The organism is Streptomyces sp. NPDC054883 (assembly GCF_053610645.1).
Window position 1 is genome coordinate 5,365 of sequence record NZ_JBSGYT010000022.1, and the last position, 18,714, is coordinate 24,078.

Below are 18,714 nucleotides of genomic sequence, written 5' to 3' on the forward strand. Positions count from 1 at the left end.
GGCTTCCCGTTGAGGGTCGGGTGTCCCGGCGGCCGGAGGCCGGCGCAGCGGGCCGATGCCCGGGAGGCCCCTTGGGGCCGAGTGGTGTGAGGGGCGCGTCGGGGGTGGGGCTCAGCCAGGCGCTGGATCCCGTGGTCACGGCCCTGACGGGTGTGACGGCTTCCCGTTGAGGGTCGGGTGTCCCGGCGGCCGGAGGCCGGCGCAGCGGGCCGATGCCCGGGAGGCCCCTTGGGGCCGAGTGGTGTGAGGGGCGTGTTCGGGGGCCGTCGGGCGGCGTCACCGTCTTCCCGCTGACGGCCCGGCGGGGCCCCGGCGGCGTCCGGGAGCGCGATCGCGGGGGCGGGCCTACAGTGGCCGTATCCGGGACAGCACCAGGAGCCGCGCCATGAGCGTCATCACCCCGCCCACGGACCTGCTGCGGCAGCAGGATCCGGAGATGGCCGACGTGCTCGCGGGGGAGGCCCAGCGGCAGGCCGGCTCCCTCCAGCTGATCGCCGCCGAGAACTTCTGCTCGCCCGCCGTGCTCGCGGCGCTCGGCTCCGCGCTGGCCAACAAGTACGCCGAGGGCTACCCGGGCGCCCGCCACCACGGCGGCTGCGAGTACGCGGACCTCGCCGAACGCGTCGCGGTGGAGCGGGCCATGGCGCTGTTCGGCGCCGAGCACGCCAACGTGCAGCCGCACTCCGGATCCTCCGCCGTACTGGCCGCGTACGCCGCGCTGCTGCGCCCCGGCGACACGGTCCTCGCGATGGGGCTCTCCTACGGCGGCCACCTCACCCACGGCTCTCCCGCCAACTTCTCCGGCCGCTGGTTCGACTTCGTCGGCTACGGCGTGGACGCCGAGACGGGCCTGATCGACTACGAGCAGGTGCAGGAACTGGCCCGCGTGCACCAGCCCAAGGCCATCGTGTGCGGCTCGATCTGCTACCCCCGCCACCCCGAGTACTCCGTCTTCCGGGAGGTCGCCGACGAGGTCGGGGCGTACCTGATCGCGGACGCCGCGCACCCGATCGGGCTCGTCGCCGGCGGGGCCGCCCCGAGCCCCGTCCCGTACGCGGACATCGTCTGCGCGACCACCCACAAGGTGCTGCGCGGCCCCCGCGGCGGGATGGTCCTGTGCACCGCCGAACTGGCCGAGCGCGTCGACCGGGCGGTGTTCCCCTTCACCCAGGGCGGCGCCCAGATGCACACGATCGCCGCCAAGGCCGTGGCGTTCGGCGAGGCCGCCGGAGCCGCCTTCACCACGTACGCCCACCGGGTCGTCGCCAACGCCCGGACGCTGGCCGAGGCGCTGGAGGCCGCCGGTCTCGCAGTGACGACCGGCGGTACCGACACCCACCTGATCTGCGCCGACCCGGCCCCCCTCGGCATCGACGGTCCGACCGCCCGCGGCCGGCTCGCGGCCGCCGGGATCGTGCTGGACACCTGCGTCCTGCCGTACGGGGACGAGCGCGGGATCCGCCTGGGCACCGCGGCGGTGACCACCCAGGGCATGGGGGAGCCGGAGATGATCCGGATCGCCGGGCTGTTCGGGGCCGCACTGCGCGGGGAAACGGCGCATGCCCGCACGGAGGTCGCCGAGCTGGCCAGTGAATTTCCTCCTTATGGGGTGTAATGCGGATGAGCCGGGCGTACCGCAACCGGGGTAGCGACCCCGCGCGTCCTCGGTAGCGGTGACATCGCGGCTAATGTGTGGGGCTGAGATGGCCGGCGATACATCTGGGGCTGCCAGTGCGTGAATACCTGCTGACGCTGTGCGTCACGGTCGCGGTGACCTACCTGCTGACCGGGCCGGTGCGGAAGTTCGCGATCGCGGTCGGGGCCATGCCGGAGATCCGCGCCCGTGACGTGCACCGGGAACCGACTCCGCGGCTCGGCGGGATCGCGATGTTCGGCGGACTGTGCGCGGGGCTGCTCGTGGCCGACCACCTGCGCAACCTGAACGGCGTGTTCACCGGCTCGAACGAACCCCGGGCGCTGCTGTCCGGCGCCGCGCTGATCTGGCTGATCGGCGTGCTGGACGACAAGTTCGAGATCGACGCCCTGATCAAGCTCGGCGCCCAGATGATCGCCGCCGGTGTGATGGTCATCCAGGGTCTGACGATCCTGTGGATCCCGGTGCCGTTCATCGGCACGGTCTCGGTCACCCCGTGGCAGGGCAACCTGCTGACGGTGGCCCTCGTGGTGCTCACGATCAACGCGGTGAACTTCGTGGACGGCCTCGACGGCCTGGCGGCCGGCACGGTCTGCATCGCCGCCACCGCGTTCTTCCTGTACGCGTACCGGATCTGGTTCGGCTACGGGATCGAGTCGGCGGCGCCGGCGACGCTGTTCGCCGCCATCCTGATGGGCATGTGCCTGGGCTTCCTGCCGCACAACATGCACCCCGCCCGGATCTTCATGGGGGACTCGGGATCGATGCTGATCGGCCTGGTGCTGGCCGCCGGCGCGATCTCCATCACCGGGCAGGTGGACCCGGACACGCTGGCCCTCTTCGCGGGTGGTGAGCGCAACGCCACGCACGCGATGCTGCCGGTGTTCATCCCGCTGGTGCTGCCGCTGACGATCATCGCGATCCCGATGGCGGACCTGATCCTGGCCATCGTCCGGCGCACCTGGAACGGCCAGTCGCCCTTCGCGGCCGACCGCGGGCACCTGCACCACCGGCTGCTGGAACTCGGGCACTCCCACAGCCGCGCCGTACTCATCATGTACTTCTGGTCGGGCCTGATCGCCTTCGGGGCGGTGGCCTACTCGGTGCACTCGACCTCGATGTGGATCGTGCTCGGCATCGCGGGCCTGAGCGCCCTGGGCCTCGTACTGCTCCTCCTGCCGCGGTTCACCCCGCGCGCCCCGCGTTGGGCGCAGGCGCTGGTCCCGCCGCGCTACCGGCACGCCGAACGGGCGGCGGAGGCGGCCGCGTTGGATGCCTCGGGCACGGAGCCGGAGCCGGCCAGGCCGATTGCGGTGGGCGTCTCGGGCGTCAACGGGGCGACCGCCATTGGCCCCCGTTCGCGCTTCCCCGACCGGCGTAAGGCGGGATCGTCCCGCTGACGCCTCGTGCGCATGTCCGACATGAACACCCTTTACCAGACAAGGTGCCCTGTTGTCTTGCACACACGGGCGGCTTAGCCCTCATGTGTGACAGTCAGCACACTCCCCGGGTAAAGCTCTCATCAAATACTTTGTGATACCGTTCACTAAACCCGGCGACAGAGCCGAAGGACCGTAGTGCGACGGTCCATTGGCCCGAGGCGCTGCCTCGGACCGGGCTTACGCTCGTCCCCGTACGAGTTCCGTACGAGTCCGTGCCCCCACCACCACGCGGAGCAAACCGCCATGCGGTCAGATGACGTCCGATCCCTCCTGCAAACCGCCGTACCCACGGCTGTCGCCGGCGCTGTAGCCGCCGTCATCAGCGGTGTCGTCGTCGGAGGCAAGGGTGCGGTCGGAGCGGTTATCGCGACGGTCGTGGTGATCCTCTTCATGGGTCTCGGGTTCGTGATCCTGCAGCGCACGGCGAAATCCCTGCCGCACCTGTTCCAGGCGATGGGCCTCATGCTCTACGCGGCCCAGATCCTGCTGCTCTTCGTCTTTCTCGCCGTGTTCAAGAACACGACGCTGTTCCACCCCCGGGCGTTCGCGATCACGCTCGTCGTCACCACCCTCGTGTGGATCGGTGCGCAGACGCGAGCCCACATGAAGGCCAAGATTCTTTACGTCGAACCCGATTCCACGAAGGGCGACAAGCCCGGAAATCCGGGGTCGAAGCCGTGAGGGGTAGGGCCGGGATAAGTGTGCGTTCGAGATGCTGCTATCGTCCGGTTCAAACTGCGGCACTGCGGGCGCGGGCATCCGAGCTGACGCCTGTTCCATCGCGAGGCGCGATGCCTGACCGCCGCCCCCACATCCGTTACACCAGTCCAGTGCCGAACCGCGGCTGCGCGCCGCGCCGACACAACGAGGTTGCCGTACCCATGCGCCACGCTGAAGGAGCCCGCGGTGAGTCCTGACCCGACGCAGGTGCTCGCCTTCGAGACCGACTGTCACATCTTCGACGGATGTGGCTTCCCCGGCCCGGGCCTGCACTCGTTCCTCTTCGAGCCGCTGTGGGGCAAAGCCGGCCTGACCAACGCCTACTTCAACAAGCCGATGCTGCTCGCCCTTCTGGGCAGCATCGTCATCGTGGCTTTCTTCTGGGCCGCTTTCGGCAAGCCGAAGGTTGTCCCCGGCAAGCTGCAGATGGTCGCCGAGTCCGGGTATGACTTCGTGCGCCGCGGCATCGTGTACGAGACGCTGGGCAAGAAGGAGGGCGAGAAGTACGTCCCCTTCATGGTTTCGCTGTTCTTCTTCGTCTGGATCCTGAACGTCTGGTCGATCGTCCCGGTGGCGCAGTTCCCGGTGACCGCGATCATCGCCTACCCGGCGATCCTGGCCCTCCTCGTCTACGTCACGTGGATGTCGGTCACCTTCAAGCGCCACGGTTTCGTCGGCGGCTTCAAGAACCTGACGGGCTACGACAAGAGCTTGGGCGGCGTCCTCCCCCTGGTCATGGTCATCGAGTTCTTCTCGAACGTCCTGGTCCGCCCGTTCACCCACGCGGTCCGACTGTTCGCGAACATGTTCGCCGGTCACACCCTGCTGTTGCTCTTCACGATCGCCAGCTGGTACCTGCTGAACGGCATCGGCATCGCTTACGCGGGCGTCTCGTTCGTGATGGTGATCGTGATGACCGCCTTCGAGCTCTTCATCCAGGCTGTCCAGGCGTACGTCTTCGTCCTCCTGGCCTGCAGCTACCTCCAGGGCGCGCTCGCCGAGCACCACTGAGCCAGGCCCGCCCCGCTCAGCCCCCATTTCGTCCGGTGGCCAACCCCCACCGGTCCGTGAAAGAGAAGGAAGAACTGGCATGTCCCAGACCCTTGCCGCCGTCACCGGTTCCCTCAGCTCCGTTGGTTACGGTCTCGCGGCCATCGGCCCCGGCGTCGGCGTCGGCATCATCTTCGGTAACGGCACCCAGGCCCTCGCCCGCCAGCCCGAGGCTGCCGGCCTGATCCGCGCCAACCAGATCCTCGGCTTCGCCTTCTGCGAGGCGCTCGCCCTGATCGGTCTGGTCATGCCGTTCGTTTACCCGAGCTCCTGATCTTCGGTCTCGACGAACAGCCCATTAGACGAAAGGCACTGATGTGAACCTCCTGGTTCTCGCGGCCGAAGAGGCGGAAAACCCCCTCTTCCCGCCGATCCCCGAGCTCGTCATCGGTCTGATCGCCTTCGTCATCGTCTTCGGCTTCCTCGCGAAGAAGCTCCTCCCGAACATCAACAAGGTTCTGGACGAGCGACGCGAGGCCATCGAGGGCGGTATCGAGAAGGCTGAGGCCGCTCAGACCGAGGCCCAGAGCGTGCTGGAGCAGTACAAGGCCCAGCTCGCCGAAGCCCGGCACGAGGCCGCGCGCCTGCGCCAGGAAGCGCTGGAGCAGGGCACTGCGCTCAAGGAAGAACTGCGCGCAGAGGGCCAGCGGCAGCGTGAGGAGATCATCGCTGCCGGCCACGCCCAGATCGCGGCCGACCGCAAGGCCGCTGCGCAGGCGCTCCGTCAGGACGTGGGCAAGCTCGCCACCGACCTGGCCGGAAAGCTCGTCGGCGAGTCCCTCGAGGACAACGCCCGGCAGAGCCGCACCATCGACCGTTTCCTCAGCGAGCTTGAGGAGAAGGCCGAGGCCGCCCGATGAACGGAGCGAGCCGCGAGGCGCTGGCCTCCGCGCGCGAGCGTCTCGACGCGCTGACGGACAACACGTCCGTCGACGCGGCGGAGCTCGCCGGCGAGCTGGCCTCCGTCACCGCGCTGCTCGACCGTGAGGTCTCGCTGCGTCGGGTCCTCACGGACCCGTCGCAGTCCGGCGAGGCCAAGGCCGAGCTGGTGGGCCGCCTGCTGGGCGGCCAGGTGAGCGGGGAAACCCTCGACCTGGTGTCCGGCATGGCCCGGTCCCGCTGGTCGCAGTCGCGTGACCTGGTCGACTCGCTGGAGGAGCTGGCGGCCACCGCCGACCTCACGGCGGCCCAGCGGGCGGGTGCGCTCGACAACGTCGAGGACGAGGTGTTCCGGTTCGGCCGGATCGTCTCCTCCAGCACCGAGCTGCGCTCCGCGCTGACCGACCGTGCGGCGACCGCCTCCGCCAAGAGCGAGCTGCTGCGCAGACTGCTCGGCGGCAAGGTGAACGCCACCACGGAGCGTCTGATCATCCGTCTCGTCACGCATCCGCGTGGACGTAGCCTGGAAGCGGGACTCGAGTCCCTCTCCAAGCTCGCCGCCGAGCGCCGTGACCGCATGGTCGCCACCGTGACCAGCGCGGTTCCGCTCAGCGACGTGCAGAAGCAGCGTCTCGGCGCGGTGCTGGCCAAGCTGTACGGCCGCCAGATGCACCTGAACCTCGACCTGGACCCCACGGTCCTCGGCGGGATCTCGGTGCGGGTCGGCGACGAGGTCATCGACGGCACCATCGCGGACCGCCTCGCCGAGGCGTCCCGCCGCATGGCCGGCTGACCAGCCACCAATAGAACAACGCATTCCTAGCGGCCCGGTTGGGCCGTGCAGAACTTGCAGAAGATTCCTGGGGGTCGCCCCCAGACCCCTAAGAAGCTTCAGGCCCAACAAGGAGAGCAGGGAACCCAGATGGCGGAGCTCACGATCCGGCCGGAGGAGATCCGGGACGCACTGGAGAACTTTGTCCAGTCGTACCAGCCGGACGCGGCCTCGCGCGAGGAGGTCGGAACGGTCAGCGTTGCCGGCGACGGCATCGCGAAGGTGGAGGGTCTGCCCTCCGCCATGGCGAACGAGCTGCTGAAGTTCGAGGACGGCACCCTCGGTCTCGCCCTCAACCTCGAGGAGCGCGAGATCGGTGCGATCGTCCTCGGCGAATTCAGCGGTATCGAGGAGGGCCAGCCGGTGCAGCGCACCGGTGAGGTTCTCTCCGTAGGTGTCGGCGAGGGCTACCTCGGCCGCGTTGTCGACCCGCTCGGCAACCCGATCGACGGCCTCGGCGAGATCGCGACCGAGGGCCGCCGCGCCCTCGAGCTGCAGGCCCCGGGCGTCATGGTCCGCAAGTCGGTGCACGAGCCCATGCAGACCGGCTACAAGGCCGTCGACGCGATGGTGCCGATCGGCCGTGGCCAGCGTCAGCTGATCATCGGTGACCGTCAGACCGGCAAGACCGCTCTTGCCGTCGACACGATCATCAACCAGCGCGACAACTGGCGCTCGGGCGACGTGAACAAGCAGGTCCGCTGCATCTACGTCGCCATCGGCCAGAAGGGCTCGACCATCGCGTCCGTTCGCGGCGCGCTGGAAGAGGCCGGCGCGCTCGAGTACACGACGATCGTCGCCGCCCCGGCGTCCGACCCGGCCGGCTTCAAGTACCTGGCGCCGTACACCGGCTCCGCCATCGGCCAGCACTGGATGTACGCCGGCAAGCACGTCCTGATCATCTTCGACGACCTGTCGAAGCAGGCCGACGCCTACCGCGCCGTCTCGCTGCTGCTGCGCCGCCCGCCGGGCCGTGAGGCCTACCCGGGTGACGTCTTCTACCTGCACTCGCGTCTGCTGGAGCGCTGCGCGAAGCTCTCCGACGAGATGGGTGCCGGTTCGATGACCGGTCTGCCGATCGTCGAGACCAAGGCGAACGACGTGTCGGCGTTCATCCCGACCAACGTCATCTCCATCACCGACGGCCAGTGCTTCCTGGAGTCCGACCTGTTCAACGCGGGCCAGCGCCCGGCGCTGAACGTCGGCATCTCGGTCTCCCGCGTCGGTGGTTCCGCGCAGCACAAGGCCATGAAGCAGGTTTCCGGCCGTCTGCGCGTGGACCTGGCCCAGTACCGCGAGCTGGAGGCGTTCGCCGCCTTCGGTTCCGACCTGGACGCCGCGTCGAAGGCTTCGCTGGAGCGCGGCAAGCGCATGGTCGAGCTGCTCAAGCAGGGCCAGTACCAGCCGATGCCCGTCGAGGAGCAGGTCGTCTCCGTCTGGGCCGGCACCACCGGCAAGATGGACGACGTCCCGGTCAACGACATCCGCCGCTTCGAGTCCGAGCTGCTGGAGCACCTGCGCCGCGAGCGCAAGGACCTCCTCACCTCGATCGCCGAGGGCGGCAAGATGTCGGACGACACCCTGACGTCGATCGCGGACGCCATCGCTGCCTTCAAGCAGCAGTTCGAGACGTCTGACGGCAAGCTCCTGGGCGAGGACGCTCCGGCCGTCAACGTCTCCAAGTGACGACGGAAGGGACCTGACTCATGGGAGCGCAGCTCCGGGTCTACAAGCGTCGCATCCGTGCCGTCACGGCGACCAAGAAGATCACCAAGGCGATGGAGATGATCGCCGCCTCGCGCATCGTCAAGGCGCAGCGCAAGGTGGCGGCATCGATGCCGTACGCGACCGAGCTCACCCGTGCGGTGACCGCGGTGGCGACCGGTTCGAACACCAAGCACGCCCTGACCACCGAGGTCGAGGCGCCGACCCGCGCCGCGGTCCTGCTCATCACGAGCGACCGCGGTCTGGCCGGCGGCTACTCCTCGAACGCCATCAAGCAGGCGGAGCGGCTCACCGAGCGGCTGCGCGCTGAGGGCAAGGACGTCGATGCCTACATCGTCGGCCGCAAGGGTGTCGCCTACTACGGCTTCCGCGAGCGCAAGGTCGCGGACTCGTGGACCGGCTTCACCGACAGCCCGGCTTACGCGGACGCCAAGCGCGTCGCCGCGCCGCTGATCGAGGCCATCCAGACGGAGACGGCCGAAGGCGGCGTGGACGAGCTGCACATCGTCTACACGGAATTCGTGTCGATGATGACGCAGAGCGCCGTGGACGGCCGGATGCTGCCGCTCAGCCTCGCGGAGACATCCGCTGGGGCGCAGGACGAAGACCGTGCGAAGGGCGAGATCCTTCCGCTGTTCGAGTTCGAGCCGTCGGCGGAGGACGTCCTCGACGCCCTGCTGCCGCGCTACGTCGAGAGCCGCATCTACAACGCGCTGCTGCAGTCGGCCGCTTCCGAGCACGCCGCCCGCCGCCGCGCGATGAAGTCGGCCACCGACAACGCCGGGGACCTCATCAAGAGCCTCTCCCGGCTTGCCAACGCGGCCCGCCAGGCCGAAATCACCCAGGAAATCAGCGAGATCGTCGGTGGCGCGAGCGCCATGGCTGACGCGACCGCGGGGAGTGACAAGTAATGACGACCACTGTTGAGACGGCCGCCGCCACGGGCCGCGTCGCCCGGGTCATCGGCCCGGTCGTCGACGTGGAGTTCCCCGTCGACGCCATGCCCGAGATCTACAACGCCCTCAAGGTCCAGGTCGCCGACCCGGCCGAGGACGGCAAGCTCAAGACCCTGACCCTCGAGGTCGCGCAGCACCTGGGTGACGGCCTCGTCCGTACCATCTCGATGCAGCCGACCGACGGTCTGGTCCGCCAGGCCGCGGTGACCGACACGGGCGAGGGCATCACCGTCCCCGTCGGCGACTTCACCAAGGGCAAGGTCTTCAACACCCTGGGTGAGGTGCTCAACTACCCGGAGGCCAACTCCGAGGTGACCGAGCGCTGGCCGATCCACCGCAAGGCGCCGAGCTTCGACGAGCTCGAGTCGAAGACCGAGATGTTCGAGACCGGCGTCAAGGTCATCGACCTCCTCACCCCGTACGTCAAGGGTGGAAAGATCGGTCTGTTCGGTGGTGCCGGTGTCGGCAAGACCGTTCTGATCCAGGAAATGATCTACCGCGTCGCCAACAACCACGACGGTGTGTCGGTCTTCGCGGGCGTCGGTGAGCGTACCCGTGAGGGCAACGACCTCATCGAGGAAATGGGCGACTCGGGCGTCATCGACAAGACGGCGCTCGTCTTCGGCCAGATGGACGAGCCCCCGGGCACCCGTCTTCGCGTCGCGCTCGCCGGTCTGACCATGGCGGAGTACTTCCGCGATGTGCAGAAGCAGGACGTGCTCTTCTTCATCGACAACATCTTCCGTTACACCCAGGCCGGCTCCGAGGTCTCCACGCTGCTCGGCCGTATGCCGTCCGCAGTGGGTTACCAGCCGAACCTGGCTGACGAGATGGGTCTGCTGCAGGAGCGCATCACCTCGACCCGCGGTCACTCGATCACCTCGATGCAGGCGATCTACGTCCCCGCGGACGACCTGACCGACCCGGCGCCGGCCACCACCTTCGCCCACCTCGACGCGACGACGGTGCTCTCCCGTCCGATCTCCGAGAAGGGCATCTACCCGGCCGTGGACCCGCTGGACTCGACGTCCCGCATCCTCGACCCGCGGTACATCGCGGCGGACCACTACGCGTGCGCCATGCGTGTCAAGGGGATCCTGCAGAAGTACAAGGACCTCCAGGACATCATCGCGATCCTCGGTATCGACGAGCTGGGCGAGGAGGACAAGCTCGTCGTCCACCGTGCCCGTCGCGTCGAGCGCTTCCTGTCGCAGAACACCCACGTCGCCAAGCAGTTCACCGGCGTGGACGGTTCGGACGTTCCGCTCGAGGAGTCGATCATCGCGTTCAACGCGATCTGCGACGGTGACTACGACCACTTCCCCGAGCAGGCGTTCTTCATGTGCGGTGGCATCGAGGACCTGAAGGCCAACGCCAAGGAGCTGGGCGTCTCCTGAAGCCCCGCTCCTCGCGAGCAGAGCTGATTTACGGAGAGGGGCGGGTGCGTCCCGTCCCTCTCCCCACGCCCATTAGAATTTGACCCAACACCCGGCAGACCCGCCGGGTGGTGACCCGAGGAGCCACCTTGGCTGCTGAGCTGCACGTCGAGCTGGTCGCGGCGGACCGCAATGTCTGGTCCGGCGAGGCCACCCTTGTTGTCGCGCGCACCACGTCGGGCGACATCGGCGTCATGCCCGGTCACCAGCCGCTTCTCGGTGTGCTGGAATCGGGCCCGGTGACCATCCGTACCAGCGACGGCAACACCGTCGTCGTCGCGGTGCACGGCGGATTCATCTCGTTCGCGGACAACAAACTGTCCTTGCTGGCCGAGATCGCCGAGCTCGCGGACGAGATTGACGTCCAGCGGGCGGAGCGGGCACTGGAGCGCGCGAAGGCGGAGGCCGATGCGGCCGCCGAGCGTCGCGCCGATGTCCGGTTGCGCGCGGTAACGGGGCACTGAGCCCCGTACCGAACAGTGTGCGTCCTCAGCCGCGGTCCGTTCCGGAGTTTTCCGGAGCGGGTCGCGGCTGAGGCGATGCGGATCAGTTTTTCGTGTGCTGTATTCGATGAGCGAGGAGGTCGGTGAAGATGCTCCTCGCTCTGCTTGTGAGCGGCCTGGTCGTAGCCCTGGTGGTGATCGGGCTCTTTGTCTTCGGGCTGCGCCGCAGACTCATCCAGCGGTCCGGCGGCACCTTCGACTGCAGCCTGCGCTGGGGCGTGACCGACGAGCCCGACGTCTCCGGCAAGGGCTGGGTGTACGGCGTCGCCCGCTACAGCGGTGACCGGATCGAGTGGTTCCGCGTGTTCAGCTACTCGCCGCGGCCGCGCCGACTGCTGGAGCGTTCTTCCATCGAGGTGCTGGCCCGGCGCGCCCCCGAGGGCGAGGAGGAGCTGGCGTTGCTGTCCGACGCCGTCGTGCTCGGCTGTTCCCACCGCGGGACGCGCCTGGAGCTGGCGATGAGCGACGACGCGCTGACCGGTTTCCTGGCCTGGCTGGAGGCGGCTCCTCCCGGGCAGAGGGTGAACGTGGCCTGAGGGCCGCCCGCACACGTGGAAGAAGCCGGGGAGAGGGGGGCGGACCCTTCTCCCCGGCTTCGTCTTTCACCGGCCTGCCGCGCGGGGGTTACTGGAGACCGGTGTGGATGGCGCTCGCGAGTTCACCGTTCGCGGTGTCGCCGCTGAATTCCCAGAAGAAGGCGCCCCTCAGGCCCTGCTGCTTGGTCCAGGCCATCTTTCCGGCGATGGTGGCGGGGGTGTCGTAGCTCCACCAGTTGCTGCCGCACTTCGCGTAGGCGGTCCCGGCGACGGTGCCGGTGGCCGGGCAGCTGCTCTTGAGCACCTTGTAGTCCTCGATGCCCTGCTCGTACGTGCCGGGCGCCGGGCCGGTGGCGGCGCCGCCGGGGGTGTCCTGGGTGACGCCGGTCCAGCCGCGCCCGTAGAAGCCGATGCCCAGGTTGAGCTTGGAGCCGGCGATGCCCTTGCCCTTGAGCTTGGTGATTGCGGCCTCGGAGTTGAAGCCGGCGATCGGGATGCCCGCGTAGGAGGTGAGCGGGGAGTGCGGGGCGGTCGGGCCCTTGGCGTCCCAGGCGCCGAAGAAGTCGTAGGTCATGACGTTGTAGAAGTCGACGTACTGGGCCGCGCCCGCGTAGTCGGCGAGGTCGAGCTTGCCGCCGTTGGAGCCGTCGGCGGAGATGGCGGCGGTGATCAGGTTGCTGCCGCCGAACTTGGTGCGGAGCGCGGAGAGCAGGTTCTTGAGGGAGGCGGCGCCGCTGGTGTCACAGGACAGGCCGCAGGCGTTCGGGTACTCCCAGTCGATGTCGATGCCGTCGAAGACGTCCGCCCAGCGGGGGTCCTCGACCAGGCTGTAGCAGGAGTCGGCGAACGCGGCCGGGTTGGCCGCGGCCTGGCCGAAGCCGCCGGACCAGGTCCAGCCGCCGAAGGACCACAGCACCTTGATGCCGGGGTACTTCTTCTTCAGCTCGCGCAGCTGGTTGATGTTGCCGGCGACGGGCTGGTCCCAGGTGTCGGCGGTGCCGTCGACGCTCGACGCGGCGTCGTACGTCTTCTGGTAGTCGGCGTACGCGTCGCCGATCGCGCACTTGCCGCCGGTGACGTTGCCGAAGGCGTAGTTGATGTGCGTGATCTTCGCGGCGGTGCCGGAGGTGACCAGGTTCTTCACGTGGTAGTTGCGCTGGTAGACGCCCCAGTCGGTGAAGTAGCCGAGCTTGACCGGGCCGCCGGCCGGCGGGGGTGTGGTGCCGCCGCCGGTCGTGGTGACGGAGAGGGCGCCGGAAGAGGGGCCGGTCTGGTCGGCGGTGTCACGGGCCGTGACGGTGTAGCTGTAGGTGGTGCCCTTGGCCAGTCCGGAGTCGGTGTAGCTGGTGCCGGTGACCGTCGCGACCTTGGCTCCGCCGCGGAAGACGTCGTAGTTCTTGACGCCCTTGTCGTCGGTGGCGGCGCTCCAGCCGAGGGTCAGGGAGGTGTCGGTGACCCCGCTGGCTGTAGGGGTACCGGGGGCCGACGGCGGGGAGTCGGTGGGGGTCGATCCGCCGTCGCAGGAGGCGCCGTTGATCTTGCAGCCGCTGGGCGCGCCGGGTCCGGCGCCGTTGAACCCGAAGCTGATGGTCGCGCCGGGGGAGAGGGTGCCGTTCCAGCCGACGTTCTTGCCCGTCCAGTGGGTGCCGGAACTGGTGACGGTGGCGTCCCAGGCGGAGGTGACCGTGGTGCCGGAGGGGTAGTCCCACTCCACGGTCCAGCTGGTCAAGGTGGTGGTGCCGGTGTTCTTCACCGTCCACTTGCCCTCGAAGCCGGAGCCCCAGTCGGAGACCTTCGTGTACGTCGCGGTCGCGGAGCCGGCGGCCTGGGCGGGGCCGGCCAGGGCGACGAGTCCCGCTGCCGGCAGGGCGAAGGCGGCCACCGTGGCGGCGAGCCTCCTGAAGAGACGGGTGCGGGGTGGGGGTGCTGTGCTCAAGGTCGTCCTCCGTAGGTCCGTCGAAGTCGCGGGGCCGACTTCGGCATGGGGGTGGGACCTGCGCCGCCCGTGAGCCTGCTTGTCATGGCATGCTCACCACAGTTCCGGTGAGCGTAGAAAGGTCTGGACCAACCGTCAAGAGGTCCAGACCTCCCGTCCGGTGGGCCGTCAGAGCCCCAACTCCCGGGCCAATACGGCCGCTTGCGCCCGGCTGCGGAGTTCCAGCTTCCCCAGCAGCCTGCTGACGTGTGTCTTCACCGTCGCCTCGGCCATCCGCAGTCGCCCCGCGATCTCCGCGTTCGAGAGCCCTTCTCCCAGGCACCCCAGCACCTCCAGCTCGCGCCGGGTCAGCGATTCCACCGCCGCCGCGGTCCGCTCGGGCACCGGGGCCCGTACCGGCCGGGGCGCCGCGAACTCGGCAATGAGGCGGCGGGTCACCGCCGGGGCGATCAGCCCCTGGCCGCCCGCCACTGTCCGGACCGCCCCGATCAGCTCGGCCGCCTCCGCGTTCTTCAGCAGGAAGCCCGCCGCGCCCGCGCGCAGCGCCCCGAACACGTACTCGTCCAGGTCGAAGGTGGTCAGGACCAGTACGTCCGCCAGGCCCTCGGCCACCACCTGGCGGGTGGCCGACACCCCGTCCAGACGCGGCATCTGCACGTCCATGAGGACCAGATCCGGCCGAAGTTCCCGGGCCAGACGGACCGCCTCCTCGCCGTCCGCCGCCTCACCGCACACCTCGATGTCGCCCGCGCTGCGCAGGATCAGCACCAGCCCGGCGCGCACCGCGCCCTGGTCCTCCGCCACCACGACCCGGATGGTCATCCGTCCACCGCCCCCTCCTCGGCGGGCAGTGCCGCCCGCACCCGCCATACCGGGCCCGCCGGGCCCGCCGTGAACTCCCCGCCGAGCAGCTCCGTGCGCTCGCGCATCCCGGTCAGGCCCGCGCCCGAGCCGGGTGCGCGCGGGCCCGGCCGGTCCCCGTGCGGCGAGTCCACGCCGACGGTCACCAGGCCGTCCGCGCGCGCCAGGCGCACGGTGACCGTGCCCGGGGAGGCGTGCTTGAGGGCGTTGGTCAGCGACTCCTGCACGATCCGGTACGCCGCCAGTTCCACCGGCGCCGGCAGCGGCCCGGCCGGCCCGCGCTCGTCGCGCAGTACGAACTCCAGCCCGCTCGCGGCGCCGTTCGCCCGGGCCAGGCCGACCAGCGCCGCCAGCCCGTCCAGCGACGGCGTGGCCACGGCCTCCTCCTCGGCGCCGGCCTCGCGCAGCAGCCCGATCAGGCGGCGCATCTCGGCCAGCCCCTGGACGCTGTTCTCCCGGATCACCCCGAGGGCCTCGCGGCTCGTGGCGGGGGAGTCGATGGACAGCGCGGCGGTGGAGTGGATGGCGATGGCCGACAGGTGGTTGGCCACCATGTCGTGCAGCTCCCGGGCCATCCGGGCCCGCTCCGCGACGACCGCCTGCGCCCGGTCCATTTCGGCCAGCAGCGCCGTCTGCCCGGCGCGCAGCCGGGCCGCCTCCGCGGCCTCCCGGTGGTTGCGCAGGGTCGCGCCGGTCAGGGCCGGGGCGAAGCCGACGATGCCGGTGACCACCCCGATCAGCAGGGCCTGCGGCGTGCGCAGCCAGGCCACCGCCGTGATGGTGACGGCCACCGTGAGCAGGCCGGTGCTCACCGGGAGCCGCCGGGCGAGGGCCGGGCCCCCGTAGACCACGGCGGCGTACATCAGGTCCGTGAAGATCAGCACCGACGCCAGGCTGCCCACGGTGAACTGGTCGGCGACGACCGCCGCGGTGCCGATGAGCAGCGCCGCCCGCGGACGGGTGCGGCGCACCAGCTCCAGCGCGCCGAGGACCAGCAGCGGGACCAGCGCCGCCCATGCGGGGAAGAGGTGCCGGCTGCCGTTGGAGTACACGCCCAGGCACCACAGGGCGAGTCCGGCCAGCACGCTCACGGTGCAGAGCAGCACGTCGTCGCGGTGGGGGAGCGGGCTCTTCGGGATCACGGTCCCATCCAACACGGCGGCGCCGGCCCGGACGTCGGCGCGGGGGCGGAGGACGGAGCCGCCGCACTGCACCGAAGGATGCAGCCGCGGTTCGTCACCGGTGAGGACGAGGACGCGCGGATCGGGCGGAAGCATGTGGATGAAGCGGAGCTCTGGAGTACCGGACATCCGGCCGCACCAGCGAAAGCGAGGGGCCCGTGCTCGTCTCCCTGATCGTCGCCTGCGAAATCGGCTTCTGGGCGCTGCTCGCCGGTGGTCTGGCCCTGCGCTACCTCGCGGGCATGCCCCGGCTGGGGGCCGCGGTCCTGCTGTGCGAGCCGCTGCTGGAACTGCTCCTGCTGGTGGCCGCCGCCGTGGACCTGCGCGCGGGCGGCGAACCTGACTGGACGCACGGTCTGGCGGCCCTCTACCTCGGCTACACCGCCGGGTACGGGCACTACACCGTCAAGTGGCTCGACCGGCACGCCGCGCACCGGTTGAGCGGGGCACCGAAGCCGCCCGGCCCGGGGTACGGCAAGGACCGGGCCCGCCACGAGTGGCGGCTGTGGCTGCGGACCCTGGTCGCGGCCGTCGTCGCGCTCGCGCTGCTCCAGGCCGTGGCCGCGTACGCCGGGGGCGCGGCCGGCACCGGCGCCGTCCGCCCCTGGCAGTTCGCCGTCCTGCGGGTGTTCGCCGTCCACACCGTGGTCGCCGCGACGTACACGCTCTTCCCCCGCAAGGCCCCGGCGCCCGGGAGCGACCGGGCCTAGGGGGATCAGGGCCGGACAGCCCCTAGCGCTCGCCGCCCGGCACCCAGAGGACGTCGCCGACCTCCTTGTTGGCGGTGCGGGCCAGGATGAAGAGCAGGTCCGAGAGGCGGTTGAGGTAGGTGGCCGTCAGCGGGTTCATCACCTCGCCGTGCGCCTCCAGCGCCGCCCACGTCGAGCGCTCGGCCCGCCGGACGACCGTGCAGGCCTGGTGCAGGAGGGCCGCTCCCGGGGTGCCGCCCGGCAGGATGAAGCTGCGCAGCTTCTCCAGCTCGTCGTTGAAGCGGTCGCAGTCCGCCTCCAGCTTGTCGATGTAGAACTGCTCGACGCGCAGCGGAGGGTACTGCGGGTCCTCGACGACCGGGGTGCTCAGGTCGGCCCCGACGTCGAACAGGTCGTTCTGTACCCGGACCAGGACCTTCACCACGTCCTCGGACAGGGCCCCGAGCGCGATCGCCGTGCCGATGGCCGCGTTGGCCTCGTTGGCGTCGGCGTACGCGGAGATCCGCAGGTCCGTCTTGTGCGTGCGGCTCATGTCGCCGAGGGCGGTCGTGCCCTTGTCGCCGGTGCGGGTGTAGATGCGCGTGAGGTTCACCATGCGTCCAGCCTAGTGAAGGGCCGGCGGGACGGCCCCGGGAGGAAGGCGCGTACCCGGACAAAGCTGCGCACGGGCCAACTGCGGTGCCCCGGCGCGGCGCTGGGCCGTATCAGTGTGATGTCCGTCAGCTGAGACGTGACGCGTGTTACTTCGCGGTCACACCGTCCCTCACGGACGCTAGTCTCCGCCGGAGAGGCTACGAGACTGGGCCGTAGCGAGAACGAGGGGTGTGCAGTGGCTGGGAAGCTCGCCGTCATCGGTGCCGGACTGATGGGTTCCGGGATCGCGCAGGTCTCCGCTCAGGCGGGGTGGGACGTCGTCTTGCGCGATGTCACCGATGCCGCGCTGACCCGCGGTACGGACGGGATCAAGGCCTCGTACGACAAGTTCGTCTCCAAGGGCAAGCTGACCGCCGAGGACGCCGCGGCGGCGCTCGGCCGGATCACCACGACCACCGACCTCGACGCGGTCGCGGACGCGGACATCGTCGTGGAGGCCGTCTTCGAGAAGCTCGAAGTCAAGCACGAGATCTTCCGCGCGCTCGACAAGCTGGTGCGGGACGACGCGATCCTGGCGTCCAACACCTCCGCCATCCCGATCACCAAGATCGCGGCGGTGACGGAGCGCCCCGAGCGGGTCGTCGGCGCGCACTTCTTCTCGCCCGTCCCGATGATGCAGCTGTGCGAACTGGTCCGCGGCTACAAGACCAGCGACGAGACCCTCGCCATCACCCGGGCGTTCGCCGAGTCCGTGGGCAAGACCTGCATCGTCGTCAACCGCGACGTGGCCGGCTTCGTGACGACCCGTCTGATCTCGGCGCTGGTCGTCGAGGCCGCCAAGCTCTACGAATCGGGCGTCGCCACCGCCGAGGACATCGACATCGCCTGCAAGCTGGGCTTCGGGCACGCGATGGGGCCGCTGGCCACCGCCGACCTCACGGGCATCGACATCCTGCTGCACGCCACCAGCAACATCTACACCGAGTCGCAGGACGAGAAGTTCGCCCCGCCGGAGCTGATGCGCCGCATGGTGGACGCGGGCGACTTCGGCCGCAAGAGCGGGCAGGGCTTCTACAAGCACTGAGCGCCATCGTTCGAACGCCTTCACCCGTTGGTGTGAATGAGAGTATCGGTTCGCTCACAGTCGGCAACTTCACCGCCCCCGGGGCAGTCAGTTGCAGTGAGAGTTGCCGACCACGGACCAGTCGGACCATACGTACGCGGCACGTACGCGGGACTGCGGGAGACCATATGCACATCAGGGGCGACCACGCCGAACTCGTTGTCGGGGGCCGCCTCGACGTGCGCAGCGCGGCGGACGCCCGTACGGCCCTCCACACGGCCCTCGACCGGGGCCACGGCGACCTCGTGCTCGACCTCACCGCGCTCGACTCGTGGGACGCGACCGGCCTCGGCGTCATCATGGGCGCCCACCGGCGGGCGGGCCGCTCCGGGCGCCGGCTCGTCCTGCGCGGGGTGCCCGCGCAGATGCAGCGGCTGCTCGTGGCGACCCGGCTGCACCGGATCCTCGCCATCGAGGGCGGACTGGAAGCGGAATCCCTGCCGAGGGTCTGACAACGGGCCGCTTTTTCCTGCGGAAACGTAACGTTCCGGTGGTGAAGGCCCCCCGACGGTTCCCGCGCGACCGGCCACGGTCTAGGCTCCGGGCGGAAACCGGACCAGTAGCGACAGCGGCGTG

General features: G+C 69.7%; 19 protein-coding genes. 15 read left to right on the forward strand and 4 right to left on the reverse strand.

Annotated elements, in window-relative coordinates:
* The first annotated feature begins 385 nt into the window (after positions 1-385).
* From ACWGH1_RS17915 to ACWGH1_RS17970, 12 genes are all read left to right on the forward strand, one after another.
* Positions 386-1,615, forward strand: a complete 1,230-nt coding sequence (locus ACWGH1_RS17915; protein ID WP_453352020.1) for a serine hydroxymethyltransferase — start codon at positions 386-388, stop codon at positions 1,613-1,615.
* Positions 1,616-1,719: 104 nt separating this feature from the next.
* The gene (locus ACWGH1_RS17920; RefSeq protein WP_453352026.1) at positions 1,720-3,054 is read left to right on the forward strand and encodes an MraY family glycosyltransferase; all 1,335 of its coding nucleotides are present in this window, start codon (positions 1,720-1,722) and stop codon (positions 3,052-3,054) included.
* Between the two features lie 285 nt (positions 3,055-3,339).
* A complete protein-coding gene (locus tag ACWGH1_RS17925; RefSeq protein WP_453352019.1) occupies positions 3,340-3,777 on the forward strand; it encodes a hypothetical protein in 438 nt (145 codons plus the stop codon).
* A 210-nt stretch (positions 3,778-3,987) separates the two neighbouring features.
* On the forward strand, positions 3,988-4,827 hold the full coding sequence (atpB, locus tag ACWGH1_RS17930; RefSeq protein ID WP_453352025.1) for a F0F1 ATP synthase subunit A: 840 nt from the start codon (positions 3,988-3,990) through the stop codon (positions 4,825-4,827).
* Positions 4,828-4,906: 79 nt separating this feature from the next.
* Positions 4,907-5,140 carry an ATP synthase F0 subunit C gene (atpE, locus tag ACWGH1_RS17935; RefSeq protein ID WP_007266589.1) on the forward strand — a complete coding sequence of 78 codons (234 nt, stop codon included), beginning with the start codon at positions 4,907-4,909 and terminating at the stop codon, positions 5,138-5,140.
* A 43-nt stretch (positions 5,141-5,183) separates the two neighbouring features.
* Positions 5,184-5,726, forward strand: coding sequence for a F0F1 ATP synthase subunit B (locus ACWGH1_RS17940; protein ID WP_453352018.1), 543 nt, complete (start codon positions 5,184-5,186; stop codon positions 5,724-5,726).
* On the forward strand, positions 5,723-6,538 hold the full coding sequence (locus tag ACWGH1_RS17945; protein ID WP_453352017.1) for a F0F1 ATP synthase subunit delta: 816 nt from the start codon (positions 5,723-5,725) through the stop codon (positions 6,536-6,538). The genes ACWGH1_RS17940 and ACWGH1_RS17945 overlap by 4 nt, the downstream gene beginning before the upstream one ends.
* Positions 6,539-6,667: 129 nt before the next feature.
* Entirely contained in the window at positions 6,668-8,263 is a 1,596-nt protein-coding gene (gene atpA, locus ACWGH1_RS17950) for a F0F1 ATP synthase subunit alpha (protein WP_190183439.1), read from the forward strand.
* Positions 8,264-8,283: 20 nt separating this feature from the next.
* Positions 8,284-9,213 carry a F0F1 ATP synthase subunit gamma gene (locus tag ACWGH1_RS17955; protein WP_453352016.1) on the forward strand — a complete coding sequence of 310 codons (930 nt, stop codon included), beginning with the start codon at positions 8,284-8,286 and terminating at the stop codon, positions 9,211-9,213.
* Positions 9,213-10,655: a F0F1 ATP synthase subunit beta gene (atpD, locus tag ACWGH1_RS17960; protein ID WP_453352015.1), complete on the forward strand. Its 1,443-nt coding sequence runs from the start codon at positions 9,213-9,215 to the stop codon at positions 10,653-10,655. The genes ACWGH1_RS17955 and atpD overlap by 1 nt, the downstream gene beginning before the upstream one ends.
* 128 nt (positions 10,656-10,783) lie before the next feature.
* Positions 10,784-11,158, forward strand: a complete 375-nt coding sequence (locus ACWGH1_RS17965; RefSeq protein WP_190183442.1) for a F0F1 ATP synthase subunit epsilon — start codon at positions 10,784-10,786, stop codon at positions 11,156-11,158.
* Between the two features lie 128 nt (positions 11,159-11,286).
* Positions 11,287-11,733: a DUF2550 domain-containing protein gene (locus ACWGH1_RS17970; RefSeq protein WP_453352014.1), complete on the forward strand. Its 447-nt coding sequence runs from the start codon at positions 11,287-11,289 to the stop codon at positions 11,731-11,733.
* 88 nt (positions 11,734-11,821) lie between these two features.
* On the opposite strand, the gene ACWGH1_RS17975 is transcribed toward ACWGH1_RS17970, so the two are convergent.
* The 3 genes from ACWGH1_RS17975 to ACWGH1_RS17985 form a co-directional block, all read right to left on the reverse strand.
* On the reverse strand, positions 11,822-13,669 hold the full coding sequence (locus ACWGH1_RS17975) for a glycosyl hydrolase family 18 protein (RefSeq protein WP_453352013.1): 1,848 nt from the start codon (positions 13,667-13,669) through the stop codon (positions 11,822-11,824).
* Between the two features lie 168 nt (positions 13,670-13,837).
* Positions 13,838-14,491 carry a response regulator gene (locus ACWGH1_RS17980; RefSeq protein WP_453352012.1) on the reverse strand — a complete coding sequence of 218 codons (654 nt, stop codon included), beginning with the start codon at positions 14,489-14,491 and terminating at the stop codon, positions 13,838-13,840.
* The gene (locus ACWGH1_RS17985; RefSeq protein ID WP_453352024.1) at positions 14,488-15,684 is read right to left on the reverse strand and encodes a sensor histidine kinase; all 1,197 of its coding nucleotides are present in this window, start codon (positions 15,682-15,684) and stop codon (positions 14,488-14,490) included. The genes ACWGH1_RS17980 and ACWGH1_RS17985 overlap by 4 nt, the downstream gene beginning before the upstream one ends.
* Positions 15,685-15,869: 185 nt before the next feature.
* Here ACWGH1_RS17985 and ACWGH1_RS17990 point away from each other — a divergent pair, with 185 nt between their 5' ends.
* The gene (locus ACWGH1_RS17990; protein WP_453352011.1) at positions 15,870-16,421 is read left to right on the forward strand and encodes a hypothetical protein; all 552 of its coding nucleotides are present in this window, start codon (positions 15,870-15,872) and stop codon (positions 16,419-16,421) included.
* Positions 16,422-16,443: 22 nt separating this feature from the next.
* Here ACWGH1_RS17990 and ACWGH1_RS17995 read toward each other — a convergent pair whose 3' ends face one another.
* Complete coding sequence (locus tag ACWGH1_RS17995) at positions 16,444-17,016, reverse strand: cob(I)yrinic acid a,c-diamide adenosyltransferase (protein WP_453352010.1); 573 nt, start codon at positions 17,014-17,016, stop codon at positions 16,444-16,446.
* 234 nt (positions 17,017-17,250) lie between these two features.
* Here ACWGH1_RS17995 and ACWGH1_RS18000 point away from each other — a divergent pair, with 234 nt between their 5' ends.
* Positions 17,251-18,099, forward strand: a complete 849-nt coding sequence (locus ACWGH1_RS18000) for a 3-hydroxyacyl-CoA dehydrogenase family protein (protein WP_453352009.1) — start codon at positions 17,251-17,253, stop codon at positions 18,097-18,099.
* 167 nt (positions 18,100-18,266) lie between these two features.
* Positions 18,267-18,590, forward strand: coding sequence for an STAS domain-containing protein (locus tag ACWGH1_RS18005; protein WP_453352008.1), 324 nt, complete (start codon positions 18,267-18,269; stop codon positions 18,588-18,590).
* The last annotated feature ends 124 nt before the right edge of the window (positions 18,591-18,714 follow it).

Coding starts and splice junctions, on each gene's coding strand:
- atpD (WP_453352015.1), top strand. CDS start 9,213: ATGACGACCACTGTTGAGACGGCCGCCGCCACGGGCCGCGTCGCCCGG.
- ACWGH1_RS17955 (WP_453352016.1), top strand. CDS start 8,284: ATGGGAGCGCAGCTCCGGGTCTACAAGCGTCGCATCCGTGCCGTCACG.
- ACWGH1_RS17915 (WP_453352020.1), top strand. CDS start 386: ATGAGCGTCATCACCCCGCCCACGGACCTGCTGCGGCAGCAGGATCCG.
- ACWGH1_RS17945 (WP_453352017.1), top strand. CDS start 5,723: ATGAACGGAGCGAGCCGCGAGGCGCTGGCCTCCGCGCGCGAGCGTCTC.
- atpE (WP_007266589.1), top strand. CDS start 4,907: ATGTCCCAGACCCTTGCCGCCGTCACCGGTTCCCTCAGCTCCGTTGGT.
- ACWGH1_RS17980 (WP_453352012.1), bottom strand. CDS start 14,491: ATGACCATCCGGGTCGTGGTGGCGGAGGACCAGGGCGCGGTGCGCGCC.
- ACWGH1_RS18005 (WP_453352008.1), top strand. CDS start 18,267: ATGCACATCAGGGGCGACCACGCCGAACTCGTTGTCGGGGGCCGCCTC.
- ACWGH1_RS17995 (WP_453352010.1), bottom strand. CDS start 17,016: ATGGTGAACCTCACGCGCATCTACACCCGCACCGGCGACAAGGGCACG.
- ACWGH1_RS17925 (WP_453352019.1), top strand. CDS start 3,340: ATGCGGTCAGATGACGTCCGATCCCTCCTGCAAACCGCCGTACCCACG.
- ACWGH1_RS17970 (WP_453352014.1), top strand. CDS start 11,287: ATGCTCCTCGCTCTGCTTGTGAGCGGCCTGGTCGTAGCCCTGGTGGTG.
- atpA (WP_190183439.1), top strand. CDS start 6,668: ATGGCGGAGCTCACGATCCGGCCGGAGGAGATCCGGGACGCACTGGAG.